General features: G+C 67.7%; 8 protein-coding genes. 1 reads left to right on the top strand and 7 read right to left on the bottom strand.

Translation table 11 applies throughout. The features are described from left to right. Positions 1 to 69 precede the first annotated feature (69 nt). Entirely contained in the window at positions 70 to 912 is an 843-nt protein-coding gene (gene kduI, locus ABIB28_RS12395) for a 5-dehydro-4-deoxy-D-glucuronate isomerase (RefSeq protein ID WP_354288406.1), read from the bottom strand. Positions 913 to 971: 59 nt separating this feature from the next. After that, entirely contained in the window at positions 972 to 1766 is a 795-nt protein-coding gene (locus tag ABIB28_RS12390) for an IclR family transcriptional regulator (RefSeq protein WP_354288405.1), read from the bottom strand. A gap of 253 nt (positions 1767 to 2019) precedes the next feature. Here ABIB28_RS12390 and ABIB28_RS12385 point away from each other — a divergent pair, with 253 nt between their 5' ends. Next, complete coding sequence (locus ABIB28_RS12385; protein WP_354288404.1) at positions 2020 to 4485, top strand: beta-galactosidase; 2466 nt, start codon at positions 2020 to 2022, stop codon at positions 4483 to 4485. 43 nt (positions 4486 to 4528) lie between these two features. On the opposite strand, the gene ABIB28_RS12380 is transcribed toward ABIB28_RS12385, so the two are convergent. The 5 genes from ABIB28_RS12380 to ABIB28_RS12360 all read right to left on the bottom strand — a co-directional run bounded on the left by ABIB28_RS12380 (position 4529) and on the right by ABIB28_RS12360 (position 11426). After that, positions 4529 to 7489: a TonB-dependent receptor gene (locus tag ABIB28_RS12380; protein WP_354288402.1), complete on the bottom strand. Its 2961-nt coding sequence runs from the start codon at positions 7487 to 7489 to the stop codon at positions 4529 to 4531. A 187-nt stretch (positions 7490 to 7676) separates the two neighbouring features. Beyond that, positions 7677 to 8300 carry a LutC/YkgG family protein gene (locus ABIB28_RS12375; RefSeq protein ID WP_354288400.1) on the bottom strand — a complete coding sequence of 208 codons (624 nt, stop codon included), beginning with the start codon at positions 8298 to 8300 and terminating at the stop codon, positions 7677 to 7679. After that, positions 8297 to 9694 carry a lactate utilization protein B gene (locus ABIB28_RS12370; protein WP_354288398.1) on the bottom strand — a complete coding sequence of 466 codons (1398 nt, stop codon included), beginning with the start codon at positions 9692 to 9694 and terminating at the stop codon, positions 8297 to 8299. The genes ABIB28_RS12375 and ABIB28_RS12370 overlap by 4 nt, the downstream gene beginning before the upstream one ends. Continuing rightward, a complete protein-coding gene (locus ABIB28_RS12365; RefSeq protein WP_354288396.1) occupies positions 9691 to 10452 on the bottom strand; it encodes a (Fe-S)-binding protein in 762 nt (253 codons plus the stop codon). The genes ABIB28_RS12370 and ABIB28_RS12365 overlap by 4 nt, the downstream gene beginning before the upstream one ends. Then, positions 10449 to 11426 (bottom strand): alpha/beta hydrolase, encoded by a 978-nt coding sequence (locus ABIB28_RS12360; RefSeq protein ID WP_354288395.1) that lies wholly within the window; start codon positions 11424 to 11426, stop codon positions 10449 to 10451. Before ABIB28_RS12360 ends, ABIB28_RS12365 begins: the two co-directional genes overlap by 4 nt. Positions 11427 to 11547: the final 121 nt, after the last annotated feature.

Raw genomic sequence — 11547 nt, 5'->3', positions numbered from 1 at the left:
ACCGGGATGACCCCGGCGACGCCTCTCCGCGCGCCCGGGAAGAGCAACGCCCTCCCCAGGCCCGACGGCTTACGCCAGCTGGCAGATATCCAGCACGTTCATGTCGGTATAGTCCTGGTTCTCGCCCGCCATCGCCCAGATGAAGGCATAGGCCTTGGTGCCCGAGCCCATGTGGATCGACCAGGGCGGCGAGATCACGGCTTCCTCGTTCGCCATCACGATGTGCCGGGTGGCCTCGCCCTCGCCCATGTAATGAAACACGCGATCCTTCTCGAGATCGTCGAGCTCGAAGTAGAAATAGATTTCGCTGCGGCGCTCGTGGATGTGCGGCGGCATCGTATTCCACACACTGCCTTCCTTGAGCACGGTGAGGCCCATCACCAGCTGCGCCGAATCGCAGATGCCGGGTATGACCATCTGGAAGATCGTCCGTTCGTTCGACTCGGCGAGGGTACCACGCTCGAGCGCGGTCGCGTCCTTGGTCGAGATCAGCTTGGTCGTGAACGCCTTGTGCGCCGGGCACGACGCCAGATAGAAACGCGCGCCGTCGCCCGAGAATTGCACGTCCTTCGCGCCCATCGTCACATACAGGCAATCCTTGTTGCCGAGCGTGAAGGCCTCGCCATCGACGGTAACGGTGCCCGCGGCCTTGCCGACATTGACGATCGCCAGTTCGCGCCGCTCGAGGAAGGGATGCCCCGCCGCCGAGGCCGGCTCGGTCTGATCGGGCAGCTTGACCGCACCGCCCGCCACCGCGACGCCGCCGATCACGAAGCGCTCGGCATGCGTATAATTGAGCACGCATTCGCCGGCGCGGAACAGATCCTGGATCAAATAGCGGTCGCGCAATTCGTCGTTGGAGACGCACTCCATCATGTCGGGGTGCGTTGCGTAATAGGTTCGGTCGAACATGTGAAACTCCGTTTCAGATATCGGACCGACTGCGCCGCGAACGCGCCGAGGTCAAGCGGCTACGCGTTCGATCCGCTGCGCCGCACGCCAGAATGCCCGAGTACGGTCCCGACCGCCTCGGCCGCCTGTTTCACCCACGGCGCAAGCTCGGCCATTCGCGCGTCGCTGAGATAGGAGGCCGCGGCGGCGACGTTGATCGCGGCGACGATGCGGCCGGTGGCATCGCGCACCGGGGCTGCGACCGAGCAGATCGAATCGGGCGGCGGTCCGCGTTGCAGCACGACGCCGCTCTCCGCCGCGGCCTCGAGCGCCGGCAACAAGGCGTCGGGGCGATGCTCCGGTCCGATCAGCGTCTGCAGTCGCGCCCATTCGGCGGGCGTGTCGTCGAGCATCAGTGCCTTGCCCATGCCGGTCTCGGGCAACAGGCGGCGCGTGCCAGGCTGGGTCGTCACGGCAACACGCTCGCTGCCCTGCGAGCGCAGCAAATGCACCGAATACTCGCCGTCGCGCCGGCCGAGGAACGCGCTCAGCCCGGTGCGCTCCGACAGCGCGTCGAGATGCGGGCGTGCGATCGCGGCGATGTCGGTCTGTTCGCCTGCGCGGTGGCTCAGCCGCAACAGGCTTGGCCCGCCGCGAAAGCGACCGTTGCCCGATTGTGCGAGAAACTCGCGCCCGGCGAGCGCGGTCACCAGGCGATACGCCACACCGCGCGGCAAGCCCGAGCGCGTCGTCAGCTCGGCGAGCGTGAGCGACTCGTTGACCGCAAGTTCGAGCAAATCGAGCCCGCGCTCGAGCGTCTGCGTCCCGGTCTTGCGCGAATCATCGGCGTCGCTGTTCACCGCCTTGTCGCTCATGCGGCAAGACCAAGGGGGCGGGGGGAGGCGGGGAGAAGCGCGGACATGCGCTGTCCTAGCAGATTTGCGGCTGCGCTTGCCAGCGGCTCGATGATGGCGGGAGCGGTCGGATCGGTTCGCCAATCGCGTCGGGATGGCATACGCTAACTTCCATTTTGTAGTAGTTCGATTCGCAGTGCGGGATTGTCGCTTGAGCGTCAGGTGGGTACCCCTACCGAACACCACGCGACACATCGTGGATCGGGAGGTCGGTATGCACAGCAATGGCAGAGCGCGCGCGGGCGCCGTCGGGACCGCGACTTGCCGCTGGCTGGGTATCGCGGCGCTGCTCGTCTCGACGTCCGCGCTTGGGCAGACGGTTGTTGAAATCGATGCCAGCCAGCCGCCGCCGCCGCTGCGCAGCGCCCATCTGCACATGGGGACCGCTACGGGCCCTGGCGGCACGATCGGCGTCAACAGCCTCTATCTGACGCGCGACGGCAAGCCGTGGCTGCCGGTGATGGGCGAGTTCCACTTCACGCGGACGCCCGCGGCCGAGTGGGAGCAGGAACTGCTTAAGATGAAGGCCGCGGGGGTCGACATCGTGTCGACCTACGCGATCTGGAATCAGCTCGAACTGGCGCCCGGTCGGCTCGACTTCACGGGCAACCGCGATCTGCGCCGCTTTGCCGAGCTCTGCCGCAAGCACGGGCTGCTGCTGTTCCTCCGTCCCGGACCGTGGGCGCATGCCGAGGCGCGCTTCGGCGGCATCCCAGATTGGGTCGTCGCGCGCTCGCGCCCGCGCAGCGACGATGCCGCGTATCTGGCGGAGGTCGACCGCTTCTGGCGCGGGCTTTACGGACAGGTCGAGGGGCTGCTGTGGAAAGACGGCGGGCCGGTGATCGGCCTTCAGATCGAGAATGAATATAATCTCGACGGCCCGGGCCAGGGGCGTCAGCATATCGCGACGCTGAAGGCGCTGGCGCAGCGGATCGGGTTCGATGTGCCGCTCTATACCGTTACCGGCTGGGACCATACGGTCTATCCGCGCGGGCAAGTGGTGCCGGTGATGGGCGGCTATGTCGACGAGCCGTGGTCGGCCAAGACCGGGCCGCTACCGCCCAAGGAAAATTACCTGTTCCGCTTCGGCAGCCGGGTGAGCGGCGATCTCGGCGCGCAGACGCGCGGGCGGGCGCGCGGCGACGCCGAGGATGACGCCGACGACACGCCTTTCCTCGGCGCGGAATATGGCGCCGGGGTGCCGGTCATGTATCGCCGCCGCCCGATCGTGTCGCCGCGCGACATCGGTGCGGCGATCACCACGCAGCTCGGCTCGGGCGTCAATCTGCTCGGTTATTACATGTTTCACGGCGGCGCGAATCCGCTGGTCGACGGCCGCGCGATCGAGGAGACGCAGGCGTCAGGCGGGTACAACGACGTGCCGCAGATCGGCTACGACTTCCAGGCACCGCTCGGCCAATATGGCGAGGTCAATTCGGTGAGCGGCGCGCTGCGGCCGATCCATGCGTTCCTCGCCGCTTATGGCGATCGCCTGGCGCCGATGGCTGCGCATGCGCCGACGCGGTTGCCGGCGGCCGCCGCGGATGTGGCTACGCTGCGCTGGTCGGTGCGATCGGACGCGCGCGCGGGCTTCCTGTTCGTCAACAACCATGTCCGGCAATATCCGATGGCAGCGCACCCGGACATGCGCTTTGCGGTGAAGCTTGGGGCGGAGACGCTGTCGCTGCCGTCGCACGGGGTGACGGTGCCGAGCGGCGCGAGCTTCTTCTGGCCGATCAACATGGGGCTCGATGGGGCGACGCTCGTCTGGGCGACGGCGCAACCGCTCACGCGGCTGCAGGATGGCGCGGGCCCGATCCATGTCCTGGCGGCGACGCTACCGGGTGCAGTCGAGCTTGCCTTCGCCGCGAGCAGCGTCACGCGGCTCTCGGTCGCGTCGCGCAGCGACGGCGCCGGTCGGTTGATCGCCGCAGTGCTGCCATCACGACGCCCCATCAGCGTGACGCTGCGCGACGGCAGCGTCGTTCGCGTGCTGGTGCTGAGCGCAGAAGATGCCGCGCGCGCCTGGGTCGGCGCGCTCGCGGGGCAGCGACGATTGGTTCTCACCACGGCCGGGGTGAGCTTCGAAGCCGATCGTCTGAGCTTGAGCCAGCGCGGCAACGCCCGGTTCGATTTCGCCATCCTGCCAGCGCCGCAATCGATCAGCGCAGACGCGGCGATCGGGCGCGCCAAGGACGGCGCCTATTCCGCGACGATGCCGCTGCGCGCCATCCCTGCCGTTACGCCTACCGTGGTGCGCGAGGCCGGCGTCGCACCGCCGGTCGCAATCGGCGGTCCCGCCAAGGCGGCGCTGCAGCCGCTGCCCGAGGCGCATCGCGCAGCCGCCGCCTGGTCGTTCACGCTGCCGCGCAGCATGCTGGCGGGGCAGGGCGATGCGTGGCTCGAGATCGACTATCGCGCCGACATCGCCCGGCTGTTCGATGGCGCCGACATGCTCGACGACGCATTCTGGGATGGCCGGGTCTGGCGGATCGGATTGCGGCGCTTCGCCGATCGGCTCGGCAAGCCGTGGACGCTCACCGCGCTCCCGCTGCGCAGCGACGCGCCGATCTACCTCGACGACAGCGCACGCACGCTGCTCCCGGCGACGGGCCAGGTGGCGGACCTGCGGACGATCCGCGTGGTGCCCGAATATACGCTCGGCGTCCGCGCGCGCTGACGGGTAAGCGAGGGGCGACCGATCCGCCCCCCGCGCCCTCCGACTACAGCTTGAAGTTCACGCCGAAGGTGAACGTCCGCCCGATGCGCGTCTGGAACAGCGTGTCCTGGCGGACGCTGTCGGTGTAGAGCCGGTTCTGCTCGCCCGTCAGGTTGGTGCCCTCGACGATCAGCTTGATGTTGTCGTTGACGTTGTACGAGGCCGAGGCGTCGACGAACAGCGTCTGCGAATTGCCCTGCAGATCGCTGCCCGGCGACGCCGGGATGCCGCGGATGAAGCCGTCGCGCCAATTGGCGGTGCTGCGGATGCTGAACTTGCGGTCCTCATAATACAGCGTGCCCGAAGCGGTGTTCTTCGACAGGCCGACCAGATCGGCAGTGGTCGTCACGGTCGGCACGCCGTTCACGCTCGCCAGGATATAGCGGATGCGCGAGGTGACATGCGTGTAGTTCGCCAGCGCGCCGAAATTCTTGAGGAAACCGGGGAGGAAGGTGAAGGGCATTTGCACATTGGCCTCGATCCCCTTCAGCTTGCCGCCGGGCGTGTTGGTCGGGCGCGAGATCGTGAAGATTTCGGTCGGGGCGGTGTTGGTGCCGTTGAGCAAGGCCGCCGGCAGGCCGAGCGTGTTGAACACTTCTTGCGTGTTGACGTTCTGCACATAGGACTTGATGTCCTTGTAGAAGAACGCCGCCGACAGCAGCGCACCCGGGCGGAAATACCATTCGACCGCGGCATCGAACGTCGTCGCGCGGATCGGATCGAGTTGCGGGTTCTGGAAGCTGCCGACGCGTGTCGTTGCGGTGATGCTGCTGGTCGGGGTCAGCTGCGCGAGTTCGGGCCGTGCGAGCACCTTGGCGCCCGAGAAGCGGAACAGCAGGTTGCGGACCGGCTCGATCACCAGATTTCCCGATGGCAGCCAGTCGCTGTAGCGCTTCGACGCACTCTGGAAACTGCCGGTCACGCCGGTCGGCGACGAAGGCAAGGCGACCGAAATATAGCCCGACGAAGTCTGGTCGGTGTGGACGTAGCGCACCCCGGCATCGCCGCGCACGCCGATACCCCCCAGCCGCTCCCCGAGGTCGAACGCCGCCATGGCATAGGCCGACGACACTTCCTCGAGCACGCGGCTCGACTGCGCGCCGCACTCGATCCCGCAATAGCGCACGGCATCGAGGTTGAAGGTCGAGATCAGCTTGTCGGGATCGAGCGCCGCCCAGCTTGCCGGGGCGCCATTGCCCCAGAGTTGGTCGACACCCTTGATCTGCGTGGTCAGGCTGGCCAGCGTAATCCCAGCGGGCAAGGCCTTCGTCACGACGTCGGCGGTGTAGGGGACGAGGTTGCGCACGGTGAAGTCGGCGCGGCGATACTGGCTGCCCGCCTTGAGCGTCAGGCTGTCGCTGACCTTCCAGTGGAAGTTGAGTTCGCCGGTCGTGCCGTTGTTGGTGTTGACCGACGGCTTGCCCTGGAAGTTGTAGCCGCCGCGCACCGTGCCGTCGGCCAGCGCGGGCCCATAGGCGAACGCGTTGGGATCGGCGACGTTGAAGCCGAAGCCGAGCAGCGGCGTGTCATTCCCCTTGCGATAGTCGACCGAGAAATTGGGCGTGTCGATCGCATCCATGAACGACTGGAAGCGCTGCTTGTTGTCGAACACCGATTCGTTGATGCCGAACAGGCCGGTGACGCCGAAGCGATCGGTGAAATCGTGCTTCAAGTTGAGGTTGGCTTGCTTGAAGGTCGAAACGAAGCTATCGACCAGCCCTTCCGAGCGGACGTCGACGCCGTCGAACAGCCCATAGATCAGGCTGCCCTTCGGGCTGAGCTGCACGTCCTTGACCGACGTGACCGGCTGGCCGTTGTTCGTCGCCGAGCGTCCGAACGACAGGCCGGCGATGTAATTGTCGCGGCGCACGACATCGAACCGCGAATAGAGCAAGTCGAGCGAGATGTCGGTGGCGCTGTCGGGCTGCCACTGGAAGGTCAGCGTGCCGCCGATCCGCTTCTGGTTCTGCGTCGAGTTGAGGTAGCGCGGAATGCGCGGCAGGAAGGCGCCGCTGCCCGGCGTGTTGGGCAAGTCGGCACGCCGCGCGTTGACGATGGTGTTGTAGGCAGCCGCGGTGCTGGTGCGCGGTACGCCCGGATAGCATTCGGTCGCCGAGGCGCCTTTGCTGCCGACCGCCGGGTTCACCGGCGTGAAACCGACCGGCGAGCAGAATCCGCCATTGGTGTTCGACGACAGGATGTCGACCGCCGAATAGCCGACTTCGCGGATGTCGCGCTGCTGATAGGCGACCGAAGCGAGCACGCCGAAGGTGCCGTCGGCAAACTTCTTCGAAACGAGCAGCGAGGCGCGCGGGTTCACCTTCTTGGACAGCTCGTTGTAGATGCCGCGCGCGGTCGCGGTCAGCGTGAAGTCACGCTTGCCGGCGAGCGGCTTGGGCGCGGTCAGATCGACCGTCGCGCCGAGCGAGCCTTCCTCGACATCGGCGGACGGCGTCTTGCGAACCGCCAGTTCGGAGAAGATTTCGGTCGGGAAGACGTTGAAGTCGAAGCTGCGGCCGCTGTTGCCGGCGCCGTAAATGTCCGACGATCCGGTCTGCGCGGTGCCCTCCATGCCGTTGATGCGCACGCGCGTGAAGGCGGCGCCGAGTCCGCGGACCGAGATGTTGCGCCCCTCGCCGCCATCACCGCGCGCCAGCGCGACGCCGGGAATGCGCTGCATCGATTCGGCGAGATTGGAATCGGGGAACTTGCCGATGTCTTCGGCGACGATGCTGTCGACCGCGGCGGTCTCGCGGCGCTTCTGGTTGATCGCGGCGTTGAGCGAGGCGCGAAAGCCGGTCACGACGATGTCGGGCGCCTGCGCGTCATCGGCCGGAGCGGCGGCGGTTTCGGGCGGGGTGGCTTGGGGGGCGCTCGCCTGCTGCGCCCAGGACGGGGTCGCGGCGACCATAAGGGCCAGCGTGGAAACTTGAGCGGCTGCGAGCGCTACGCGACGATAGGTCATGATATCCTCCCCGAAAATCACGCGGGTCAGTCGTTGCTGATCCCAATATGTGAAGTGCGATATCTATATACGGCTAAAGAAATGCCATATGAAAGGATAAATGTCCGAAATGTGAAATTCCGTGTCGTGCGCGACACACGCTCGCCCATCGGGTTGCCCGTTCAGCGCAAGCGTTCGTCGGGTCCGTTCATGGCTTTAGCGGGGTCGCCAGTCGGATAACGTGGAGGAAGCGCGGGCCATGCGCGCCGCGAACATAGGTGCCCTCGATGTCGGTCGTGCCCGAAACGCCCGTCACCCAATAATGCGCGCGCGGCTGTGCGCCTGGCAGGATCGCGTCCTCGAGATGCGCGACCAGCGTGGGGACGATCACGAGATGATGCAGCGCGAGGAAGTTCGGCAGCATCGGCGCTTCGGGGCTGGTCTCGAACACCAGCGATCCGGTTTCGGCGACGCCGCACCGCGCGATCGCCAACGCCGCGTCTTCATCGGGGGCGGCGGCGTCGTGGAGCGTCACGCCGCGCCAGTCGAGCGCGGTGAGGCGCGGGTCGGGGGGCAGGCACAGCACCGCCGGCAGGCCGTTCGCCGCGCAATAGCGCCGCACGGCCTCGGGGACTTCGCTCCAGTCCGAGATGCGGTCATAGCTTGCGGCCACACTAGGCAGCGCGAGCCGCTCCGCGAAGGTTTGCTCGATCGCGGCCAGATCGACGGGTGGTCGTTCGGGCGCGATCAGCAAAGCGGCGGCTTCGTCCGCGATTTGCGAGGGCGTCATGGTGCCGCCGAGCCGCGACAGGATTGCGTCGCGCGCGGTCATTGGCGCTGCCCTTTCTTATATTGCGCCATGAAGCTTTCCGCCGCCGGCTTGGGCAAGTCGCGATGCCGCGTCCAGCCGCTGGCGAGCGGCACATTGCTCAGCCAGCCGGTGCGCCCCAGCAAGCGCAGCGCGGTGAGCGCGGTCGCGGTCGCCGTGCGGTAGAGCCGCGGGCGGCGTGCGACCCACGCCCAGAGCCCGATCCCGGCGCGGGTCGCTTTGGGTTCGAGCCCCTCGCGCCAGCTCTTCTCGCGCCAGCCGCGCAGCAGCGTGGGGAGCGGGATGCGCACCGGGCACACTTCCTGGCACTTGCCGTTGAGCGTGCAAGCGTTGGGCAAGTCGCGGTTCGCCGCCAAGCCATCGATCGCCGGGGTCAGCACCGCGCCCATCGGGCCGGGATAGGTGCCGCCGTAAGCGTGGCCGCCGATCTGCCGGAACACCACGCAATGGTTCATGCACGCCCCGCAGCGGATGCAGCGCAGCATTTCGGCAAGCCCGTCCTCGCGCATCGCAGTGCGGCCGTTGTCGACCAGCACGATGTGCATTTCCTCGGGCCCGTCGCGGTCGCCGGGGCGCCTGGGACCGGTGTAGAAGGTCGTATATTGCGTCAGCGGCGCGCCGGTTGCCGAGCGCGCGAGCATCCGCAGCATGTGCACGGCGTGCCCCATCGACGGCACGATCTTCTCGATCCCGGCGGTGACGATCTGCATCCGCGGCGGCACCAGTGACAGTTCGGCATTGCCTTCGTTGGTGACGGTGCACACCGCGCCGGTGTCGGCGATCAGGAAGTTCGCACCGCAAATGCCGACATCGGCCGCGAGCATCCCCTCGCGCAGATGGCGCCTGGCGCTCTCCGCCATCGCCGCGATCGTCTCTTCGGTGTGCGGATCGCGGTGGTTGGCCTTGAACAGCACCGAGACTTGCTCGCGCGTCTTGTGCATCGCGGGCCAGATGATGTGCGACGGGCGCTCGCCCGACAATTGGATGATATGTTCGGCAAGGTCGGTTTCGACGCGGGTTATGCCGGCCTCGCCGAGCGCGTGCGGCAGGCCGATTTCCTCGCCGAGCATCGATTTCGAGCGCGCGACGCTCTTGGCGCCGGCCGCCTTGCACAGGCCGATGACGATGTCGCACGCCTCCTGCGAGGTGCGCGCCCAGTGGACGACGGCGCCCGCCGCCACGGCATTTGCCTCGAAGCGTTCGAGGTAGCCGCCGAGATTGGCGATGACGTGATCCTTGATCGCCGCCGCACGGTCGCGCGCCGCCTCGAAATCGGCGAACGCGTCGATCGCGAGCGTGCGCTTGGCCTCGGCGGTGCCGGCGGTGCGCTCGACCGCGAGCTTGAGGATCGGATCGGCGAGGGCTGCGTCGACCCGTTCCGCGAACCCGCCGCTCACGCGTCTTCGCCGATCGCGGGGCCGTCGCCCATCCCCGCGAGCAGCTCGACCGCGTGGAACGCGCGGACCGGCGAGCCGTCGCGGTGGAGCTTGCCCGCCATGTTCATCAGGCAACCGAGATCGCCCGCGAGCAGTAGGTCGGCGCCGGCGGCATTGATCGCCGCTGTCTTCTCGCCGACGATCGCGTTCGAGATCGCCGGGTACTTCACGCAGAAGGTGCCGCCGAAGCCGCAGCACGTCTCGGCTCCCGCCAGCGGCTTGAGCTCCAGCCCGTCGATCGCGGCGAGCAGGCGGCGCGGTTGGCGCTTGATACCGAGCTCGCGCAGGCCCGAGCAGCTGTCGTGATAGGTCGCGGTCGTCGGCAGCGCGACGCCTGCGGGCTTCCAGCCGCGGACTTCGTCGAGATAGGCGAGGATCTCGAACGTCTTGGCGGCCAGCGCTTGCGCGCGCGGGAACCACGTCGCGTCATGCTCGAGGATTTCGGGATAGTGGACGCGGATCGTCGCCGCGCACGAACCCGATGGGACGACGACCTGGTCATAGCCTTCGAGCAACGCGATGTTGCGGCGTGCGAAGTCCTCGGCGGTCTTGCGATCGCCCGAATTGAGCGCGGGCTGGCCGCAACAGGTCTGCGCCTCAGGCACGACGACCTCGCACCCCGCCGCCTCCAGCGCGGCGATCGAGGCGAAGCCGATGCGCGGGCGGATCAGGTCGACCAGACAGGTGACGAACAGTGCGACGCGCGGCGTGGTGGTCATACGCCGTGCCGCCCGAGGAAACCCGCAACCAGCTCGGGCCAGTTCGCGACGGCCGGCTTGGTGGTGCCGAGCCCGAAGCCGTGGCCGCCGGACTCAAGCAAATGCACCTCCACCGCGCCTTTGCGCGCGCGCAGCGCCGCGGCCATCAGCAGGCTGTTCTGATAGGGCACGGCGGGATCGTCGAGCGCGTGGACCAGCACCGCTGGCGGCGGCGTCGCCATCACGTTCTCCTCGAGCGAATAGGCCGCGATCCGCGCAGGAGTAGCATCGGCGCCGAGCAACTGCTCGCGCGAGCCCTTGTGCGCGACCGGATCGCGCAGCGTGATCACCGGATAGACGAAGGCGGCGGCGGTGACGCTGGCCGGCAGCCGGTCGATCGCATCGACCGGCGCCGCGATCTCGCGGACGTCGCGCGTCGCGAGCCAGGCGGCGAGATGCCCGCCGGCCGAGAAGCCGACTACGCCGATCCGCTGAGGGTCGAAGCCCTCGCGCGGAGCAAGGCTGCGGATCATGCGCACGGCGCGCTGCGCATCCTGCAGCGGTACGTCGGCCCCTGCGGACCAGCCGTCGGCGGGCAGGCGGTAGAGCAGGATGAAGCAAGTGTACCCCGCCTCGGCGAAGCGCCGCGCGACGGGAAAGCCTTCATTGCCCATCGAGACGAAGCGATAGCCACCGCCGGGGATCAGCAGCACCGCAGCGCCGTTGGGCTTGGCGGGCTTGAGCATCGTCAGCGTCGGCTGGCGGACATGTTCGACGATGTAATTGCCGTCGGAAGTCGCCGGCTGGCGCTCGACCCGGTTCTCGGTCGCCGTGACGCGCGCGCCGCCTGGGGGCTTGCCCGGCCAGAGCGGCATCGTGCGGAACGCGCCTGCCCCGACATCGGCGGCCTGCGCCGGAGCGGGAAGCGCGCTCGCAAACGACAGCGCGCCAGCGCCCGCGAGCACGCTCCGACGATCCCATAGACTGTCGCGCACCGCAGCATCCTCTCGTTCGCCCGAGTCTGTATTTGACGCGGCTCTTTCCATCAACTAACGACCTATCTCATAAAGTGAGACCATGCAAACGGCCCGGGAGAGGCTGCCAGCTTCGGCGCGG

The organism is Sphingomonas sp. UYEF23, assembly GCF_040546165.1.
Classification (GTDB): Bacteria; Pseudomonadota; Alphaproteobacteria; order Sphingomonadales; family Sphingomonadaceae; genus Sphingomonas; species Sphingomonas glacialis.
Note: the sequence above shows the minus strand (reverse complement) of the source record. Positions and strands in the feature narration are given on the sequence as shown.

Coding starts and splice junctions, on each gene's coding strand:
- kduI (WP_354288406.1), bottom strand. CDS start 912: ATGTTCGACCGAACCTATTACGCAACGCACCCCGACATGATGGAGTGC.
- ABIB28_RS12390 (WP_354288405.1), bottom strand. CDS start 1,766: ATGAGCGACAAGGCGGTGAACAGCGACGCCGATGATTCGCGCAAGACC.
- ABIB28_RS12385 (WP_354288404.1), top strand. CDS start 2,020: ATGCACAGCAATGGCAGAGCGCGCGCGGGCGCCGTCGGGACCGCGACT.
- ABIB28_RS12380 (WP_354288402.1), bottom strand. CDS start 7,489: ATGACCTATCGTCGCGTAGCGCTCGCAGCCGCTCAAGTTTCCACGCTG.
- ABIB28_RS12375 (WP_354288400.1), bottom strand. CDS start 8,300: ATGACCGCGCGCGACGCAATCCTGTCGCGGCTCGGCGGCACCATGACG.
- ABIB28_RS12365 (WP_354288396.1), bottom strand. CDS start 10,452: ATGACCACCACGCCGCGCGTCGCACTGTTCGTCACCTGTCTGGTCGAC.